The sequence below is a fragment of the Evansella clarkii genome, from assembly GCF_002019695.1.
Classification (GTDB): domain Bacteria; phylum Bacillota; class Bacilli; order Bacillales; family Salisediminibacteriaceae; genus Evansella; species Evansella clarkii.
Window position 1 is genome coordinate 1,628,385 of sequence record NZ_KV917376.1, and the last position, 19,937, is coordinate 1,648,321.

Here is a 19,937-nt window from a genome sequence, read left to right on the forward strand (position 1 = left end):
AATCGGAATAATATCAGAATAAAATTACCATTATCAGCCTTGTTTTGTCAATGCTATTAGTATATGCAAGGAGAATGTTTTATAAAAACCCACGATTAACAGCTATCGAGAACGGCCCAGCTATAATAATAAAAAACGAGAAGCTGGATTATGCTTCTCGTCTGGTGAAAAATATGTGTTTTGTTGTTTCCCTGGTATTTTGTTTTCTCAGTTATATCCTCAAGAGAGCAGGCTCATTAATTATGCTTCCAGCGGTCTTTCAGCTGCAGGCTCACTATGCTCGTATAAAAGCAGTGCTTCTCTTTCATCCATTTTAATTTCTTTTACTGTAATGTCCGGACGGGAGTTGAGCCAGGCTCTTACCTGTTCAGATAATGGAGTTTCACGCCCGAAACCGGTACCAGCATCGAATCTTTTTATTTTCAGTTTCATTTTTTATGCTTCACCTCGAAGATTTTCTTCATACGTATAGTGTATACCCCCTTTTCGAAAAAAATTGTTATAGTTTGCACAAAAAAATGTCTTGTTTTGTAAAAAAAGTGACAGAAATTTTTGGAATAAGCAGTTATAATGTTAGGAACAAGGTATAATTGACTAGTTCGATTGGCTTTAGTCTTAATTACATCGGTGGAGGAAGAAGCATGAAAACAACTGAGCTCAGGCAGTATAAAATCCTTTTTGGCGTTGGCTTATTACTATACATATTGGCTTATTACTTAATAATCCTGCTGGGCGATGGATCACGGTGGCCGGTTAATTTATCCACGAATCTATTTTCCGCCGGGGGAGCTTTCATTGCAGCTGTCTGTCTGTTTTATGCTGCCAGAAACAATTCCTGCAAGAGGTTTCGGCTGCTGTGGTTCTGGCTGGGGTCAGGATGCCTTAGCTTTTTTGCCGGCGATCTTATCTGGGTGTACTACGAAAATTATCTGCAGGTGGAAGTTCCCTTTCCAGGGCTGCCTGACATCTTTTATATGCTCCAAATTCTTTGTTATTTAGCTGGTTTTACAGGTTATTATTTTTATATACAGGAAAAAGAAAAAGGCTTTCAGTTCTTTTTTGAGCTGCTTCTCCTGATGATTATTGCTGCAGCAGTTAAATATTATTTTGTTATTGAACGTCTCTTTCAAGGACCGGAAGTATCAGGTATGTTCCTGGTTATTGCCTTAGGCTATCCGATTGGAGATCTTGCCATTTTCTTTACTGCGGCTGTTCTTTTTTTCATCACAAAGGAATCTTCATTCAGGCCTGCGTTCACTATCATTTTACTGGCCATCCTGGTGCAGACTAGTGCCGATACAGTATATATGTATTTGAATCTGGATGAGAGCTATGCAGCCGGCAGCCTGATTGATCCATTGTTCACGCTGTCCCTCCTGCTTATGGGATATTCAAGCTTTTATACAAATCCGTATCAGCAAGCAGCAGACATAAATCATTATAAGGGCCAGCAAATAAATATTGCTCGATTGACAGTACCATACTTAAGTGTGCTTGCACTCATTTTGTTTATTATCCTGTTTGACCGGGAGCATCAGGTACTTACTATAGCCGGATTTTCAGCCATTGTTCTTGTAGTTGCCAGGCAGGTGGCGGTGCTGATTCATAACCGAAAGCTGGTTAAAAACCTTAATAACAGCAATGAACAGTTTAAGTCTCTTTTTGAGAACCATCCTGATGCAGCTCTTATAGTAGGTTTAGATGGAGAATTAATTAAGACGAACAAGGCATATGAAGAGCTGGCAAGTGCAGAGCAATTTTTTACCGATAATGGTTCTTTATCTTATGTAAATCCAGCTGAAAAACAAAAAGCTGAGCGTTATTTTCAAAAAGCCTGCCAGGGGCTTCCGCAGTATTTCGAAATGGCTGCAAATAACAGGGAGAGGGAAACAAGAGATCTGGCTGTTTCGTATATACCTATGAAAGTGGAAGGGGAAATTACAGGTGTCTTTGTTATCGCGCAGGACATAACCGAGAAGAAAAAAAACTCGGAAAAAATATATTATCTTGCTTATCACGACGCACTGACCGGCCTCCCGAACAGGGATTATTTTGAAAAGTGCCTCGAAGAAGAACTGAAAAAAGCAGAAGAATCCAGCGAAAAGTTCGGGGTAATATATTTAGATATTGACCGATTCAAAATAATTAATGATACTCTCGGCCATGATGCCGGTGATGAATTGCTCCAGGCTGTCTCAGACAGACTGAAAGCCTTTATAAGAGAAGGCGACATTACCGCCCGGTATGGAGGAGACGAGTTCGTCATCCTGATGAATGGAGTATCCGAACATTCCGTAATCTCTAAATGGCTGGATGGTTTTAAAGAATGTATGAATGAACCATATAATATAAAAGGAAATGAATTTATCTCTACCATAAGTATAGGAGCAGCCTGTTTCAACGGTGGCCGTGGGTATAAGGAAACAGCAATGAGCATTTTAAAGAAGGCAGATTTAGCGATGTATTCTGCTAAGAATAATGGCAAAAACCAATATGTTTTTTATGTGGATAAGATGGAAAAGGATATTACTGCCCTGACGCTGGAAAGTGAGATTCGCAAGGCTGTGAAAAATAACGAGTTCCGGCTCCATTATCAGCCTCAGATACATTCACCTGGCAGCAATAGTATTGCTGCTGAAGCACTGATTCGGTGGCAGCATCCTGGCCGGGGCCTGCTTTTCCCGGGTGAATTTCTGGCTCTGGCTGAGGAAACCAACTTGATTGTGGAGATCGGCGAGTGGGTTTTGAGAGAAGCATGCCTCCAGGGGAAAAGGTGGCAGAATGAAGGGAAAAATGTAAGGGTTTCTGTAAATATTTCCCCAATACAATTTATCTCATCGGATTTAACGGCACTACTATCTGAATGCTTGGCTGAAACAGGCCTGGATCCTCAGCTGTTAGTGCTTGAAGTTACGGAAGCAATTGCTATGAAGGATATTGAACAGACGATGGAAAAATTGACAAAGATAAAGGCTATGGGAGTTCAGACCTCGATCGACGATTTTGGGACAGGCCATTCCTCCCTTGCTTATTTAGCACATTTGCCTATCGACGAGCTTAAAATCCCCCGGGAATTTATCTCCAGGTTAGGGGAAGGAGCAAATGATTCCATTGTAAAATCGATTATCGATCTTGCGGTCAACCTTAATATCAGTGTCATTGCCGAAGGTGTGGAGACTGACGCGCAGAGAATACAGCTTGAAAGGCTGGGATGCCGCAGGATGCAGGGGTACTTATTCAGTAAACCTTTAACTGCAGAAAATGCTTCTGTTTTTTTCAAAGAATATAACAGTAAAGGGGCTTGAATTGAGAGTAAGGGAGCTTATTCATATGCCGATTTGCAGAAGCCCGCATAATTGGAAAAAAAACAATATGGCTCACACATACCCATTGCTTAACAGCGATGGGTTTTTAGTTGTAAGGCAGAACAACATGCTTTGGAGTACGTTATTCTTCATTCTCAGGATAAAAATGGGGGACTTGCGCAAGATGAGTGAAAGCTTCCAGATACAGGGAACCGGATTCCTGAAGCAGTTCCGGATCAGCCTGTATGCTTGCTTCACGGGTCGCCTCCACAGAAGACAGGAATAAATTCAGACCTGTTTTTGTATGATAGTGGTGATCCGCATACAATTCAGGAACTGTTTCCATCTCGTGTAAATGCTCCAGTATACCGGAAAGAATTCTGAGGTGCTCATCCATATTGGCATTCCAGTCTTCATTAAAAGCATACATTCTGCTGTCTTCATCGTTAGGGTTGACGAGCTGGTCAATTTCTTGCAACACTTCATCAAAGGCGGTATTTATATCTTTATATATGCTATCTATAAATTCAGCATACACTTTCTCAGCCTCGGTGACAGGTGTAATGGGAAAGTCCGTAATATCATCAGTCGTTCGCACAGCTGATGATTCAGTCGTACTTGCCGGATTGCCTCTTGGACTTTCGGTTATCTTCAGTACTTCCCCGGAATATGCTGTCTCTTTTACCGCTGTCCCTTCATTGTCTGGGGAACAGCCTGTAAAACAAACAGCACACAGTAATACAAGGCTTAATACCCGCAAATTACCACCACCCCCTATACATAAAAATATACTTTCAAGAACTGTATAAGTGTTATTCACGCAGGTGAAAAAACTCCAAATTCCCACCAAAGATTTGGTTTATTCGTTCTGAGTTTTTATATACTAATATTTATGAAAAATAAAGGGCATTTATACGGGGATGAGGATAATAAAAAACTTAACCCCTTTTGTGCTTTATAACCAAGGTTTTCCCTGTAGTCCTGGCGGTTTTCGCATCCTTCTCATCTGGGCGGGTCTATCTTCATTCACTATGAGTTCACTGAACAGCCATAACATCCGTACAAGTAGAGTCATTGTTTGATATGACAAAAAACGCTTACATATCTAAAAATATAGAATTTTTAAAAAATAAACTTGCGTATGGAAGATGACTGACCTATAATGAACTCAAAGCTTATACGTACAAGTTCCCACACCATTGAAAGCGCTTTTATTACTGTAGTTTTTTCGTAATTAGTGAAAATACTGCCTAAGTAAGGGGGTTTTTGCCACAGTCAAAAAATCACATGTACGTACCACAAAGTGATGAATTATTAAGAATTAGTACTTATATTAATCTGAATGATATGGGAGGGTGTATGATGAAGAAATTTTTATTAACGCTCAGCTCTGCGGCTGTTTTACTTTCAGCTTGCGGAGGAAACGGCAGTGGTAATGAAGAAGCTGGCGGTGGGGAAGGTGGAGATTTAGAAGAGCAGGTAGTAATTGGCGACGATATTGAAGGAGCTACAGAGTTTACTTTCTGGAACTTCCAGGAACTCCACTCACAGTTTTTTGAAGACGCTGTCACTCGCTGGAACGAAGAAAATCCTGATCGTCCAATTACATTAGTAGCAGAAACATATCCGTATGATCAAATGCATAATAACCTTCTATTATCCTTACAATCTGGCAGCGGGGCACCTGATTTTGCAGATATTGAGATTTCTCAGTTTGCAAACTTCCTGCAAGGGCAGCCGCAGCTTGAACCTTTAAATGATGTGGTAGAACCAGAATTAGATAACATGGTTACATCCCGTTTTGAGATTTACGCGAAAGACGGAGAATACTACGGGATGGATTACCATGTTGGGGCTACAGTTATGTTTTATAACGAAGAAATTATGAACGAAGCTGGTGTTGATATTGATTCCATTGAAACTTGGGATGATTATATAGAAGCTGGTAAACAAGTAGTGGAAAATACAGAAGCTGTTATGACAACAGTTGAATCTGACGACCATTTTACATTCTGGCCGCTCATTAGCCAGCGTGGTTCAGATTATTTTGACGCAGATGGAAATGTGATCTTCGACAACGAAACTAATGTTGATACACTTCAGTTTATTCATGACCTTGTTTATGAACATGAAATTGCAATCCTTGCACCTGGTGGCTTACATCATGCAGAGGAATATTATGGGTTTATGAATGATGGAGGAGCTGCTTCACTAATGATGCCAATGTGGTATATGGGCCGCTTCCTTGATTATATGGGTGACCTTGATGGAAAAATGCAGATTCGCCCCCTCCCTACATGGGAAGAGGGTGGCAACCGTTCGGCAGGTATGGGTGGAACTGGAACAGTAATCACAAATCAGACTGAAGATCCTGAATTAGCGAAGGAGTTCCTTGCTTTTGCGAAGCTAACGGAAGAAGGGAACATTAAGCTCTGGGAAATTCTTGGTTTCGATCCGCCAAGGCATGACGTTTGGGATACTGAAGAAATGAGGGCGGATAACCGATTCTTCCAATATTTCCACGATGATATTTTTGACATCCTGCTGGACATCAATGATGAAATTAACGATTTGAATATTACTGAACAAACTCCTAATGCTCAGCAGGAAATTAATTCTACTGTAATGCACTCTGTGCTTCGTGAACAGAGCAAAACACCTGAAGAGGCACTAAGTGATGCAGCGGAAGCTGTTCGAAGCAGAATGACAGATTAAGGTTTTATCTCTTTGCCCAGGGGAGGGAATCCCCCTTTTCCCATACTCCCTGGGCAGTATTTTTAAAGAGGAGGCAAGAGCCGTGCCAACTTCTATCCCAACTAACAAAAATGCCGCCACTGTCGTGGTAAAACGAAAGCGCCGCTTTAATATTCTGTATTCAAAAAAGGCAGCACCCTATATATTTGTGTCGCCATTTATTCTGTCTTTTTTAATCCTTTCTCTTTATCCGTTTATAAGTGCAGTGAACATGAGTTTTCAGAGAGTTCTTCCTGGCCAGGTAGAGTACATAGGTACGGCGAACTACAGCCGTGTTTTTAACCCAACTTTTTACACGGCTTTGCAGAACACCACGATTTATGTAATTTTTACTGTTATTATTTTGACATTATTACCGATGGTATTTGCGATCTTTTTGAACCACCGGCTTATGAAATTCACAAATTTTTTCCGTGCTTCTATCTTTATTCCAGCTCTAACATCTGTAATTGTTGCTGGTACTATTTTCCGGATGATATTTGGTGATTCTGAGGCAGCATTTGCTAACCAGGTACTTCAGTTTATAGGACTAAACCCTGTGGAGTGGCGCTATAATGCTTGGTCAGCAATGTTCCTGATGGTCTTCTTAGCCTCCTGGAGATGGATGGGGGTAAATATTCTTTATTTCCTTGCGGCGCTTCAGAATGTTAACAATGATCTTTATGAAGCAGCAGATATCGATGGAGCAAACGCCTGGCAAAAATTTAAAAATGTAACATTCCCTGCTATTAAGCCTGTAGTCATATTCCTTACAACAATTACGATGATTAATGGTTTCAGGATGTTTGAAGAAAGCTTCGTGTTCTTTGAAACGAGCTCGCCGGGGAATATTGGTTTGACTGTGGTGGGCTATATTTACCAGGAAGGTATTCAGCGCAATGATATGGGATTCGGTGCTGCAGTCGGGATCGTTCTACTTGGTATTATCTTTGTTATCAGTGTAATTCAATTATATGCAACCGGTGCATTTAAAAAGGATGATTAATGATGGAGAAGAAAAAAGTGGTAAAAGAAAAAACCATAAGTGTATTACTCATAGTCCTTTTCAGTATTGTTGCTCTGATCTCTCTTTTCCCGGTTATTGCACTGGTAGTTGCCGCACTTAGTCCGGCTTCAGATCTCATGCGTATTGGGCTGACAAGCCAGTTGTTCTTTTCCAGCTGGGATTTTCAGAACTTTGAAGCAATTTTTGGTTCGGAGGGTACGCGGTACTGGCGATGGTATGTTAACAGTTTAATTATTTCCGGGATACTAATTATACTTTCCCTCTTTTTTTCTTCTATGGTGGGATATGCACTTGCTTTATATGACTTTAAAGGAAAACGCTTTATCTTTGTTCTGGTTTTGCTTATTCTCATGATTCCTTTTGAAATCCTTATGCTGCCGTTATTCAGGATGATGATGTCTTTCCAGTTGATAGATTCATATTTTGCGGTAATGCTCCCTCTCATTGTCGCTCCTGTGGCAGTATTTTTCTTTCGCCAGTATTCACTGGGGCTACCAAAAGAATTAATGGAGTCTGCCCGGGTCGATGGTTGTACTGAGTTTGGGATTTTCTTTAAGGTCATGGCGCCGTTAATGCTGCCTTCTTTTGCAGCTATGGCGATTTTACAGGGTTTATCAAGCTGGAATAACTTTCTGTGGCCTCTACTCGTACTGCGTTCAAACGATATGTTTACACTCCCGGTAGGATTGGCGACACTCCTTACTCCTTATGGAAACAATTATCAAATTCTATTTGCAGGCTCAGTTTTAAGTATTGTCCCTATCATTATCTTATTCTTATTCTTCCAGCGCTTCTTTATCGCAGGACTTACTTCCGGTGGAGTAAAAGGATAAGTACTCAGTTTTATAATGTTCGAAAGGAAGGTGGACAGCAATGATGAAAAAAATTGATCTGTTGTTTCGGCTAATCTCCAGGTTTGCATTATTAAACTTATTATGGCTTGGGTCTTCCATCATAGGTTTATTAATTCTCGGTTTTTTCCCGGCAACAGTTGCAATGTTTTCCATTTCACGGAAGTGGGTGAGGGGTGAGGAAGATATTCCAGTGATTTCAAGTTTCTGGAGTGAATACAAAAAAGTATTTGTTAAATCAAATGTCTTTGGCTGGGGAGTAGCTCTCATTGGAGGACTACTCTATGTAAACTACCAGATAATGCTCTCACTAGGAACTGAAACCCCGTTTATTGTTGTTCTGTCATATATATTTGTAGTGCTTTTATATTTCATGTTCGTTGTAACTCTGATTCCTGTTGCCGTACATTTTGAGGGTGGTCCCCTTACTATACTCAAAAGGACTTTCCAGTTTATGGCAGGTAGAATCCATATTGCCATGCTGTTTATGCTGCTTATATGGGCTTCCGTATATATGTCTCTTGCATTTCCAACAGCCATATTGTTTTTCTCAGGAAGTGTTCTCTCCTACATGCTGATGTGGTTCTTTACAAATAGTTTAAAAAAATTGGAAGTGAAGCAGGAAAAATTCAAAGAGAGCTTTTCATAAGGAGGAAATGATCAATAATGAAACAAGCAAAAATGGTAATCGATAAAGAATACAGAATCTCAGATATTGACGACAGAATTTACGGATCTTTTATTGAACATCTAGGCCGTGCGGTTTATGGAGGTATATACGAGCCTGAACACCCTGAAGCAGACGAACAGGGATTCAGGAAGGATGTACTGGAACTAGTAAAAGGACTCAATGTGCCAATTGTTCGTTATCCTGGAGGAAACATGGTGTCCGCATATAACTGGGAAGACGGTGTGGGGCCGAAAGACCAGCGCCCGAACCGCCTGGAGCTTGCCTGGCGTGTCATTGAAACAAATGATTTTGGAACAAATGAATTTGCTGACTGGGCGAAAAAAGCAGGTTCAGAAGTAATGATGGCAGTCAACCTTGGAACACGGGGGATTGACGCGGCAAGGAATTTCCTTGAATACTGCAACCACCCTGGCGGAACATACTGGAGCGACCTTAGAAAGCAGCACGGGTATGACAAGCCTCATAATATAAAAACATGGTGTTTAGGAAACGAAATGGACGGTCCTTGGCAGGTTGGCCAGAAGACTCCTGAAGAATACGGCCGCCTTGCAAAAGAAACTGCAAAAGCGATGAAACTGGTTGACCCAGAAATAGAGCTGGTATCATGCGGAAGCTCACACTCCAGCATGCCTACATTCCCCGAGTGGGAAGCGACGACTTTAGACCATACGTATGAAGAGGCGGATTTTGTGTCACTTCACCAGTATTTTGGCAACCGGGATAACGATTCACAAAATTACTTAGCAAATTCTATGGAACTGGACCGTTTTATCAGTACGGTTATTTCTATTTGTGATTATATAAAAGCGAAAAAACGCAGCAAGAAGACTATGATGCTCAGCTTTGACGAATGGAATGTATGGTACCATTCCAACGACAAGGATAAAGAAATTGAGCCCTGGACAGTGGCGCCGCCTCAGCTGGAAGATGTTTATAACTTTGAGGATGCCCTTCTTGTAGGGAGTATCTTAATTACATTTCTGAAGCATGCAGACCGGGTAAAAATGGCTTGTATGGCGCAGCTCGTTAACGTTATTGCGCCGATTATGACGGATAATATGGGAGCTGCATGGAAGCAGACGATTTACTATCCATACATGCATGCATCTGTTTTCGGCCGGGGTACATCCCTACATCCGGTAGTTTCTTCACCAAAGTTTGATACGAAGGATTTTACGGATGTGCCATACCTGGACAGTGCTGTTGTATACAACGAAGAGCAGGAGGAAGTTACTGTATTTGCTCTGAATAGGCATATCAACGAAGACCTTAAACTTGATATAAATGTGAGCGGGTTTGAGGGATACCGCATCCAGGAGCATATTGTTCTTGAGAACAATGATTTAAAAGCGGTAAACACTTCCCTTCACCAGCCTGTAAAACCACACACCAATGGAAAATCAGAATTAAGAGACGGGCACGTAGAAGCTCTTCTTGGAAAAGCTTCCTGGAATGTTATCCGACTAAAGAAAACGAGATAGTTTACCGGAAAATATACAGAGAAGAAGGAGCGGAAGAATTATGGACAACACACTACAATATAACAATCCATTAATTGAGCAACGCGCAGACCCATGGGTGTATAAGCACGAAGACGGTTATTATTACTTCACCGGATCAGTACCTGAATACGACCGTATTGAGGTAAGAAGAGCTAAAACAATCGAAGGGCTTAGAGGAGCGGAGCCGGTAACAGTCTGGCGAAAATATGAAACTGGCCCGTTAAGCGCGAATATCTGGGCTCCCGAAATTCATTATATTGAAGGTAAATGGTATATCTATTTTGCAGCTGCACGAACAACAGAAACAAGGGACGGACTGTTTGACCACAGAATGTTCGCTCTTGAATGCGAGGCGGCTAATCCTCTGGAAGGAAGCTGGACAGAAAAAGGCCAGGTGAAATCTAAGTGGGAAACATTCTGTCTTGATGCGACTTCTTTTGAGCACCGGGGTGTCCGTTATTATGTATGGGCACAAAAAGATCCGGAGATTGAAGGAAACTCTAACCTCTATATTGCTGAGATGGAAAACCCATGGACACTTAAAGAGGAGCAGGTAATGATCTCCACTCCGGAGTATGACTGGGAAAAGATTGGTTTTTATGTTAACGAAGGAGCCGCGGTTATTAAAAGAAACGGAAAAATATTTATGACTTTCTCTGGAAGTGCTACAGATAATAACTACTGTATGGGTCTGCTGTATGCGGATGAGGATGCAGATCTGCTGAATCCGGACTCCTGGAAAAAGCTTGACCACCCTGTTTTTCAGACAAGCGGGAAAAATGGACAGTATGGACCGGGACATAACAGCTTTACAGTTAGTGAGGATGGAGAAAAGGATGTGTTAATTTACCACGCGCGAAACTATGAGGAAATCGAAGGAGATCCTTTATATGATCCGAATCGTCATACCCGTGCACAAGTAATCAGCTGGAATGAAGATGGTTTTCCGGTATTTGGTGAACCAGTGCCTGATGCTTAAGTCAGGCTTTTTTTTCATCACCGGATATGTCCGTACGAGTTGAGGTTATGTACGAGTTGAAGCGTATGAGTTTAACGGATGGAGATATAAATCTTTATTAGAAAAGCTGTTAGAGAGGGGATAAAACATGTCTTAAAATACTTTGAAGCAAGAGGTCTTAGAAGCCAATCTTGCTCTTCCTGAACATAACCTCGTTACATTTACCTGGGGTAATGTAAGCAGCATTGACAGAGAAAGCGGTCTTGTTGTGTATAAAGCCAAGCCGCGCAGAATACTCCAAACTCACTCCAGAAGATCTTGTGGTAGTTGATTTAGAAGGAAATATTGTGGAAGGGCAACTCAAACCTTCTTCTGACACCCCTACACATCTGTATCTTTATAAACAATTTAAAGACATTGGCGGAATAGTCCACACTCATTCACCATGGGCCACAAGCTGGGCGCAGGCTGGCGAAGGTATTGAGGCACTGGGAACTACTCAGGGAGATTACTTTTACGGCACCATTCCTTGCACAAGAAGGATGACCGAAGCAGAAATAAAAGGTGACTATGAAGAAGAAACAGGAAAAGTCATCGTGGAGATGTTTGAAGAAGGCGGAATTGACCCCACGTCCATTCCAGGTGTGTTAGTTAACAGCCAGGCACTCTTTAACTGGGGGAAGGATGCAAAGGACGCGGTGCATAATGCAATAGTTCTTGAGGAAGTGGCGAAGGTGGCTGTAGCTACGTACCAAATCAACAGCAGTACTCCGAGGATGGCCCAGAAATTACTGGATAAACACTTTTTACGCAAACATGGCAAGTATGCTTATTACGGACAGGACAATGGGTAATGGAGGGGAAAAAATGAGCAAATACGCAATAGGTGTTGACTATGGTACACAGTCAGGTCGAGCAGTGCTCGTCTCTTTGGAAAACGGGAAAGAGATTGCAGATCATGTAACGCCGTATAAACACGGGGTTATGGATTCCATATTGCCACATAAGGAAATCAAGCTGGGATATGAATGGGCTTTACAGCATCCCCAGGATTATATTGAAGTAATTGAGCGTTCCGTTCCAAAGGTTCTTGAAAAATCGAACATTGATCCAAAGGATATTGTAGGGCTAGGTATTGATTTCACAGCATGTACCATGCTTCCTATAGATGAAGTAGGTGTACCACTCTGTTTTAAAGATGAACATCGCGACGACCCTCACAGCTGGGTAAAACTGTGGAAACACCATGCAGCCCAGAAACATGCAAACGAAATAAACCGCATTGCAGAGGAACGCGGCGAGAAGTTCATTCCCCGGTACGGGGGAAAGCTCTCTTCCGAGTGGATGCTTGCTAAAGCGTATCAAATACTTGAAGAAGCTCCCTATATTTACGAGGAGGCTGACAAATTCGTTGAGGCAACAGACTGGGTAATTATGCAGTTATCCGGGACACTGCTAAGAAACAGCTGTACAGCTGGCTATAAAGCACAGTGGCATAAACAAGATGGATACCCGAACCAGGAATTTTTTAAAGCAATAGATCCAAAACTGGAAGATCTCACAGAGACTAAGCTTAGCGGTGACGTAGCTCCTCTTGGGACAAGTGCAGGGGGACTTACTAAAAAGATGGCAGAAGCTACCGGACTTAAGGAAGGGCTGCCTATCGCAGTAGGTAACGTAGATGCCCATGCTGCAGTTCCGGCTCTTGGCGTAGTGGAAGAGGGGAAGATGGTTATGGCTATGGGAACTTCCATCTGCCACATGCTTCTCGGAACAAAAGAAGTTGAAGTAGAAGGCATGTGTGGGGTTGTTGAAGATGGAATTATCCCTGGTTTATATGGCTATGAGGCTGGACAGTCTGCAGTGGGAGATATCTTTGGCTGGTATGTAGATCACGGAGTGCCTAAATATATTTACGATGAAGCTGCTGCAAACGGAAGAAATGTTCATCAGTATTTAGAGGAAAAGGCTTCTGCACTTAAACCTGGGGAGAGTGGCCTCCTGGCGTTAGACTGGTGGAACGGCAACAGGTCAGTACTTGTGGATACAGAATTAAGCGGCATGATGCTTGGCTATTCGTTATTAACTAAGCCGGAAGAAGTATACCGGGCACTTTTAGAAGCTACAGCTTTTGGCACACGAGTAATAGTAGATGCTTTCCATGAAAAAGGTGTTGCTGTAAATGAATTATATGCATGTGGCGGCCTGCCGCAAAAAAATCCGCTGCTGATGCAGATCTATGCAGATGTAACTAACCGTGTCATTAAAGTTGCCGATTCTGTACAGACACCGGCCCTGGGAGCAGCTATGTTTGGAGCAGTTGCTGCAGGAGCGGAAAATGGCGGCTATGATAATATCCTGGACGCTGCTGAAAAGATGGGCAGAGTGAGAGACGAAGTATTCACGCCAATACCCGGGAATGTAAAGAAATACGAGAAGATATATCAGGAATACATCAGGCTTCATGATTACTTTGGCCGAGGAGAAAATGACGTAATGAAGCGTTTAAAGCAACTGCGTCTGGACGATGAAGAATAAATAACAGATAAGGAGGAACTAATGATGGTGATGGAACTTAGAAAATATACTTTCTGGTTTTTAACAGGCAGCCAGCATTTATACGGGAAGGAGACTTTAGACCAGGTTGAGGATCAGGCGAGGCAGGTAGTCCAGGGGCTGAATCAATCGGAAGTTCCTTATGAAATATTGTTGAAGACAGTGCTGACTTCAGCTGATCAAATCAGGAAGGTGGTTCTTGATGTAAACAGCGATGAAGAGTGCGCAGGGATAATCACTTGGATGCATACTTTTTCTCCGGCAAAAATGTGGATTGCAGGGCTGAATCTTCTTCAAAAGCCTATGCTTCATCTTCATACGCAGTTTAACCGTGATATCCCGTGGCAAAATATCGATATGGATTTCATGAACTTAAATCAGGCTGCCCACGGTGACCGTGAGTTTGGTTTTTTGGTTTCCAGAATGAAGATTGACCGAAAAGTAGTGGTAGGACACTGGAGTAATCCGGACGTACAGTCCCGAACGGGAGAGTGGATGAAAACTGCTGTCGGTCATGCCGAGAATCGTCATGTGAAGGTTGCACGTTTTGGAGATAACATGCGAAACGTTGCTGTAACAGAAGGGGATAAAGTGGAAGCACAAGTAAAATTCGGCTGGACAGTTGACGGTTTTGGAGTTGGAGATCTTGTTGAATATGTTAACAGTTTCTCCGATCATGAAGTGGAGCTCTTATTTGAAGAATATGAAAATACGTATACAATCGGACAAAATATTAAATCGGACAACTTACTGAAACAATCTGTTTTGGATCAGGCAAGAATTGAATTAGGAATAAAAGCGTTCTTAGAGAACAATGGGTATAATGCCTTTACAACTACGTTCGAGGATCTCCATGGCCTGAATCAGCTTCCTGGACTGGCGGCTCAGCGTTTAATGGAGCAGGGATACGGTTTTGCAGGTGAAGGTGACTGGAAAACAGCTGCTTTTCTGAGAATGATGAAGGTAATGACCGGAAATAAGCAAACAACATTTATGGAAGATTACACTTACCATTTTGAGCCGGGGAATGAAATGGTACTCGGTTCACATATGCTTGAAATCTGCCCCACTGTTGCCCGCGACAAACCGGAAATTCGGGTGCACCCTCTTTCCATTGGAGGTAAAACAGACCCTGCGCGTTTGGTATTTAATGGGGGTGAAGGGCAGGCAGTAAATGCCAGCCTGGTAGATATGGGCAATAGATTCCGTCTAATTATCAGCGAAGTGGACAGCGTTGTACCAATGCATGACACACCTAATCTTCCTGTTGCTAAGCTTTTATGGAGGCCTCAGCCATCTCTTGCAACAGCAACTGAGGCATGGATATACGCAGGTGGAGCCCACCATACAGTTCTCTCTTTTGCAGCTACGAGGGACCAGCTGCTGGACTGGGCTGGAATGTCTGGAATTGAAGCAGTGGTTATTAATAAGGATACAAATCTTCATCAGTTTATAAATGAGCTTAATTGGAATGAAGTATTATGGAAGAGATAAAATGTCACAAAGAAATTGACTGGAATGTTCCTTGTGATATCCAGCGCTTATAAATGGCTTTACTAATTTCGCGTGATATAATAGTTGTACGGATGAGTTAAGGATGCGAGGTGCCTTATGGAGACGAAATATAATTACGTCAAAAACAAAATTAAATCGAAAATTTTACAGGGGTTCATTCAGCCCCACCAGAAGATAAGCTCTGAAAATGAACTGATGAAGGAGTATCAGGTAAGCCGGCACACGATCCGCAAAGCCATTGACGCCCTGGTTAATGATGGGTGGATATATAAAAAGCAAGGGGCGGGTACTTTCTGCGCAGACCGTACACACTACAAGACAACATCTCCTGACCGCACGAAAAATATAGCTGTCATCACTACTTATTTTTCCGATTATATTTTTCCCACCATCATCCGGGGAGCAGAAGGATATTTAAGTGAACATGGCTACCAGGTAACAGTTTTCAGTACTAATAACGACCATGAGCAAGAGCGCCGTTGCCTTGAAGCCGTTCTCTCCCAGCAGTTTGACGGAGTAATTGTGGAGCCAACGAAAAGTGCTCTGCCTAACCCGAACATTAACTACTATTTAAATATTGAACGGGTAGGAATCCCGTACGTTATGATTCATGCCTACTATGATGAACTGGAACCAACACATGTGGTAATGGATGATGTGGAAGGCGGCAGGATCCAGGTAAAACACTTAATAGACCAGGGACATGAGCATATTCTTGGTTTTTTTAAGAATGATGATATCCAGGGTATGAAGCGGATGAAAGGGTTTATTAAAGCCCACCGTGAGAGTGGGGTACCGCTTAGCCCGCAAAATATTATCACTTACACGACAGAAACAAAGGATACTGTCCCGAAGCAGACTTTAAGAAAGAAGCTGGAGGAAGGAAAGGATTTGCCAACATCTATCGTTTGTTACAATGATCAGCTTGCTCTCCTGCTTTTGGATGTGATCAGAGAAATGCAACTAAAAGTGCCGGAGGATATTTCAATTATAGGTTATGATGACTCTTTCCTGTCTGTTGCCGCAGAAGTAAAGCTTACTACCGTTAAGCATCCCCAGGAAAACATGGGTATTGAGGCAGGAAAGATTATTCAGCAGCTCATTGAGCAGAAGCAGGAGCCTTCACTAAACAAAATAGTCAATCCAGTTGTCTTCCAGCCAGAACTAGTGGTACGTAATTCAACCAGCAAAGTTGGCATTAAAGAGGTGAATTGATTTGGTATCCATTAATCAATGGTACGGGAAACACAGGGAAGCGTGCAAATGTGGGGCAGAACACTACCCTCTTGTTACAGAAAAATTTGAAATTGGAGACGAAGCATTTTCTATGCTTCGCTCTTTTTTATCAAAGAAAATCTATAAAAATGTTTTGCTGGTGCATGACAAAAATACTTGGGAAGCGGCAGGTGCCAAGATTTTTGCAATACTTAGCGAGGAAGGGTTTAACGTAAAAGGATCTCTTATCCCACAAAACAGCCAGGGGGATGTGATTGCAGACGAAGAGGCAATTGTCCATGCTCTCCTTGATGCTGATCAGGAAACGGAAGTTTTTATAGCAGTTGGAGCAGGAACAATTCACGATATAACACGGTTTGTCAGTTTTAAAATGGGTTTGCCGTTTATATCCGTTCCGACAGCTCCGTCAGTAGACGGATTTAATTCTAAAGGAGCACCAATTGTGGTGAAGAACAAGAAAATAACTTTTCAAACTCATGCTCCAATAGGTTTATTTGCTGATACAAAGGTGCTTTGTAATGCTCCTCAGGAAATGCTCGCCGCAGGATTCGGGGATATGCTCGGTAAATATACCTCCCTGGCAGACTGGCGGTTTGGGCATCTTACAGGGGGAGAACCCTATTGTGAAGCTGCTGCCACGATGACTGAAGAAGCACTTAAGAACTGTATTAAATATGCAGATTTAATCGCTGAAAAGAAAGAAGAGGGCATTATTGAACTTATGAATGCTCTAATAAAATCCGGTCTGGCCATGTCTCTTTTCGGCAATTCTCATCCAGCATCGGGCGGTGAGCATCACTTATCTCACTTTTGGGAGATGAGGTTCCTGGAAGAAGGCCGTAAGCAGCTTCTTCACGGGGTAAAAGTAGGAGTGTCATGCGCACTTATTGCTGATCATTATAAGGAGCAGAAAGAGAATCTGCTGGAGGCCTCCTCTGAGACAGGTTCCATGAAAATAGAAGAGATTATTGCATGGATTCCGCATGGCAGTATACTCAGAGAATCCTTAAAGAAAATAGGGGGCAGTGCTACCCTGGAGGATATTGGTATTGAAGAATCACTATTTAGTGACAGCCTTGCCAGTGCACATTTAATCCGTGACAGAAAGACTATGCTTAGGCATATAAATGAATCAAAAATGAGAACGGTGTGATTTACCGTTCTCATTTTTTATCTTTAGCTCGTAAAATAAAGGAGTAGGATTTATCAAAATAAGTAGCAGATTATTTAATAGTTAATCAAGACGTTAGTACTAATTTTAGAAAATTTAGATTATTCATTAACTTATACGTACCAGTGATGTGTATAATTAACTTGTAATGAAAAGGAGGTGACTCTTTCCTTGGTATGAAAGCCTTTACAATAAATAATTAGGAGGTAGAAATGTGAATCAGAAAAAGTGGTTGGCAGGTTCTGGGTTGGCTGCAATTTTATCGGTAGTTCTGTTTTTTTTACTAACTTCTCTTTCTTTTGCCAATGGAATAAATAATGATGAGAGAAAAGGGAACGGAAAGGGGAAACCTCCGGAAGGTGTGCTCCAGATGTATGGTGATACAGGAGAGTATATCCCTGGAGAAATAGATGACCCGGTACATGATCCTGCTATAATTCGTGACGGAAACAATTATTATGTATTCTCAACTGGAATTTTGCGAAGTCCTGAAGATCCTGGGGGAATTTTTATCAGAAAATCAGAGGGAACCCTGGAAGGACCATGGGAGTCCATCGGAGAAATCACATCTCCGGACTGGGTGTATGATTACTCTCCATCCCATTTATGGGCACCACAGGTTGTAAAAAGTGGTAATAGATTTTACTTATATTATGCCGCGTCTTCATTCGGCTCTAATAACTCTGCAATTGGTGTTGCAAGCTCGAAAACTCCTGGAGATCCTGACAGCTGGGAAGACCACGGTCCTGTCGTAACTTCTCAGCGTGGGCAGGAAGATTATAATGCCATAGACCCTCATGTGTTTAAAGCGGAAGGACAATGGTGGATCGTTTTCGGTTCTCATTTCAGCGGAATTAAACTCCAGCAGATGGATGGTATGACTGACACTGTTGGTGAGGTGTACACGCTGGCAAACCGTCCCGGAGTCGCCCACAATCCCGTGGAAGCTCCAACGATTATTAAAAAAGGGAAGTTTTATTATCTGTTCACCTCCTGGGATAGATGCTGCGCCGGATTGGACAGCACATATAAAATAGCGGTTGGAAGGTCTGAGTCCGTTACTGGTCCTTATCTTGATAAGGATGGAGTGCCTCTTGAAGAGGGGGGCGGAACTATAATTCTTGAAAGTGAAGGAAACCAGATCGGTCCAGGCGGACAGGATATCCTTCAGGCATATGGCAGAGACTACTTAGTTCACCATTATTATGACGGAGACGCTGACGGTGTAATTCGTATGCAGATCCGAACTCTTGAATGGGAAGACAACTGGCCCTCAGCAGCAAGGTAGTTTCTACTGATACGATGATGAACAAAAAAGCCGCAAAAATAATGCGGCCTTTTTTGTTCTTATAACAAGTCTTTCTTTTGATATATATTCAGAGGTGGAGGATGGCAGAAATAATTGGAAATCCAAGTGTCCCGATAAGGAATATAATATAAGACAACTCATTCTGGAAAAAATATGAATGCTTTTCCATAAGGAAGATCTGCCTTACAAATGGAAGGTGTTAAATGATGAAATAAATGGGAGTCTGGATACGCCAAAGAAGTTAGGAAAGGAATTAATATGGACAAAAAGAAACGTGCGGTATTCTTTGACCTGGATGATACGCTGTATGACCAGCTTATTCCGTTTGAGAATGCTGTAAAAAAAGAATTAACGGATATTGAAGAAATTAATATAGAAGACCTGTATAAAAGCTCAAGAAAGGCCAGTGATTTACTCTGGGAGGAATACCGGAAAGGAAAGCTCAGCCTTGCAGGTCTTCGGAAAGAAAGACTCGTGCGTGCTTTTGAAGAGTACAGCATTAATCTGACAGCTTCTCAGGCTGGTAAAATTCAGGAAAGTTATGAAAGATACCAAAGGAAGATCTCTTTATTCCCTGGTGCTGAAAAAGCAATTAACGTCTTGAAGGAAAATAAAATAATTTGCGGTATCATAACCAACGGGCCAGTCGAGCATCAAAAAAGCAAGATTGAAACACTTAAGCTGAAAAAATTAATCTCTGAGAGATATATATTTATTTCCGATGGAATAGGTTTTGCTAAACCGGATATAAATATCTTTTCTTATGTGAGTAAACACATTTGCATTCCAGCGGCTCAGTCCATTTATATTGGTGATTCATGGGGAAATGATGTGGTGCCCGCTTATAAAGCCGGCTGGACTCCGGTCTGGTTTAATTACCGGAGAAGGGAGCGCGGTCAAGGTGAGTACGAGCCCCTTTTAATTATAGAAGACTATCAGAAACTTATTAATCATATAGAAGAATGATATAACAAAGTAAATATGAGGAAATGCCGAAAAGAGTTATTTACAGGATGCAGCCTCCTCTTTAATAATACTACAAAATTTTACAAGTTCTTTAAAAATGTAAACGCTTAATGTATA

The 19,937-nt window shown here is 41.9% G+C and carries 15 protein-coding genes and 1 pseudogene; 14 read left to right on the top strand and 2 right to left on the bottom strand.

Features of this window, described 5'->3' with window-relative positions:
- Positions 1–240: 240 nt before the first annotated feature.
- Entirely contained in the window at positions 241–432 is a 192-nt protein-coding gene (locus BK582_RS07530; protein ID WP_078593909.1) for a hypothetical protein, read from the bottom strand.
- 209 nt (positions 433–641) lie between these two features.
- Here BK582_RS07530 and BK582_RS07535 point away from each other — a divergent pair, with 209 nt between their 5' ends.
- Positions 642–3,305, top strand: a complete 2,664-nt coding sequence (locus tag BK582_RS07535) for a bifunctional diguanylate cyclase/phosphodiesterase (RefSeq protein ID WP_078593911.1) — start codon at positions 642–644, stop codon at positions 3,303–3,305.
- Between the two features lie 142 nt (positions 3,306–3,447).
- Here BK582_RS07535 and BK582_RS07540 read toward each other — a convergent pair whose 3' ends face one another.
- Positions 3,448–4,065, bottom strand: coding sequence for a hypothetical protein (locus tag BK582_RS07540; protein ID WP_078593914.1), 618 nt, complete (start codon positions 4,063–4,065; stop codon positions 3,448–3,450).
- Positions 4,066–4,667: 602 nt separating this feature from the next.
- Here BK582_RS07540 and BK582_RS07545 point away from each other — a divergent pair.
- From BK582_RS07545 to BK582_RS07605, 13 genes and pseudogenes are all read left to right on the top strand, one after another.
- Entirely contained in the window at positions 4,668–6,020 is a 1,353-nt protein-coding gene (locus tag BK582_RS07545) for an ABC transporter substrate-binding protein (protein WP_078593916.1), read from the top strand.
- Between the two features lie 124 nt (positions 6,021–6,144).
- Entirely contained in the window at positions 6,145–7,044 is a 900-nt protein-coding gene (locus BK582_RS07550) for a carbohydrate ABC transporter permease (protein WP_088036791.1), read from the top strand.
- Positions 7,044–7,898, top strand: a complete 855-nt coding sequence (locus BK582_RS07555; protein WP_414457976.1) for a carbohydrate ABC transporter permease — start codon at positions 7,044–7,046, stop codon at positions 7,896–7,898. Before BK582_RS07550 ends, BK582_RS07555 begins: the two co-directional genes overlap by 1 nt.
- A 40-nt stretch (positions 7,899–7,938) precedes the next feature.
- Positions 7,939–8,565: a YesL family protein gene (locus BK582_RS07560; protein ID WP_078593920.1), complete on the top strand. Its 627-nt coding sequence runs from the start codon at positions 7,939–7,941 to the stop codon at positions 8,563–8,565.
- A gap of 17 nt (positions 8,566–8,582) precedes the next feature.
- On the top strand, positions 8,583–10,088 hold the full coding sequence (arfA, locus tag BK582_RS07565) for an arabinosylfuranosidase ArfA (RefSeq protein ID WP_078593922.1): 1,506 nt from the start codon (positions 8,583–8,585) through the stop codon (positions 10,086–10,088).
- Positions 10,089–10,128: 40 nt separating this feature from the next.
- Positions 10,129–11,088, top strand: coding sequence for a glycoside hydrolase family 43 protein (locus tag BK582_RS07570; protein WP_078593924.1), 960 nt, complete (start codon positions 10,129–10,131; stop codon positions 11,086–11,088).
- A 142-nt stretch (positions 11,089–11,230) separates the two neighbouring features.
- Positions 11,231–11,921: pseudogene (locus tag BK582_RS07575) on the top strand (L-ribulose-5-phosphate 4-epimerase).
- A 13-nt stretch (positions 11,922–11,934) separates the two neighbouring features.
- Complete coding sequence (locus tag BK582_RS07580) at positions 11,935–13,605, top strand: ribulokinase (protein WP_139368219.1); 1,671 nt, start codon at positions 11,935–11,937, stop codon at positions 13,603–13,605.
- A gap of 27 nt (positions 13,606–13,632) precedes the next feature.
- Positions 13,633–15,117, top strand: a complete 1,485-nt coding sequence (gene araA, locus BK582_RS07585; protein WP_078597871.1) for an L-arabinose isomerase — start codon at positions 13,633–13,635, stop codon at positions 15,115–15,117.
- A gap of 117 nt (positions 15,118–15,234) precedes the next feature.
- Positions 15,235–16,353, top strand: coding sequence for a GntR family transcriptional regulator (locus BK582_RS07590; protein WP_078593928.1), 1,119 nt, complete (start codon positions 15,235–15,237; stop codon positions 16,351–16,353).
- A gap of 1 nt (position 16,354) precedes the next feature.
- The gene (locus tag BK582_RS07595; RefSeq protein ID WP_088032214.1) at positions 16,355–17,527 is read left to right on the top strand and encodes a sn-glycerol-1-phosphate dehydrogenase; all 1,173 of its coding nucleotides are present in this window, start codon (positions 16,355–16,357) and stop codon (positions 17,525–17,527) included.
- A gap of 232 nt (positions 17,528–17,759) precedes the next feature.
- Positions 17,760–18,833 carry an arabinan endo-1,5-alpha-L-arabinosidase gene (locus tag BK582_RS07600; RefSeq protein ID WP_244895360.1) on the top strand — a complete coding sequence of 358 codons (1,074 nt, stop codon included), beginning with the start codon at positions 17,760–17,762 and terminating at the stop codon, positions 18,831–18,833.
- A gap of 279 nt (positions 18,834–19,112) precedes the next feature.
- Positions 19,113–19,820 (top strand): HAD family hydrolase, encoded by a 708-nt coding sequence (locus BK582_RS07605; protein WP_078593930.1) that lies wholly within the window; start codon positions 19,113–19,115, stop codon positions 19,818–19,820.
- The last annotated feature ends 117 nt before the right edge of the window (positions 19,821–19,937 follow it).

Coding starts and splice junctions, on each gene's coding strand:
- BK582_RS07530 (WP_078593909.1), bottom strand. CDS start 432: ATGAAACTGAAAATAAAAAGATTCGATGCTGGTACCGGTTTCGGGCGT.
- BK582_RS07605 (WP_078593930.1), top strand. CDS start 19,113: ATGGACAAAAAGAAACGTGCGGTATTCTTTGACCTGGATGATACGCTG.
- BK582_RS07580 (WP_139368219.1), top strand. CDS start 11,935: ATGAGCAAATACGCAATAGGTGTTGACTATGGTACACAGTCAGGTCGA.
- BK582_RS07545 (WP_078593916.1), top strand. CDS start 4,668: ATGAAGAAATTTTTATTAACGCTCAGCTCTGCGGCTGTTTTACTTTCA.
- BK582_RS07590 (WP_078593928.1), top strand. CDS start 15,235: ATGGAGACGAAATATAATTACGTCAAAAACAAAATTAAATCGAAAATT.
- BK582_RS07570 (WP_078593924.1), top strand. CDS start 10,129: ATGGACAACACACTACAATATAACAATCCATTAATTGAGCAACGCGCA.
- arfA (WP_078593922.1), top strand. CDS start 8,583: ATGAAACAAGCAAAAATGGTAATCGATAAAGAATACAGAATCTCAGAT.
- BK582_RS07560 (WP_078593920.1), top strand. CDS start 7,939: ATGATGAAAAAAATTGATCTGTTGTTTCGGCTAATCTCCAGGTTTGCA.
- BK582_RS07555 (WP_414457976.1), top strand. CDS start 7,044: ATGATGGAGAAGAAAAAAGTGGTAAAAGAAAAAACCATAAGTGTATTA.
- BK582_RS07535 (WP_078593911.1), top strand. CDS start 642: ATGAAAACAACTGAGCTCAGGCAGTATAAAATCCTTTTTGGCGTTGGC.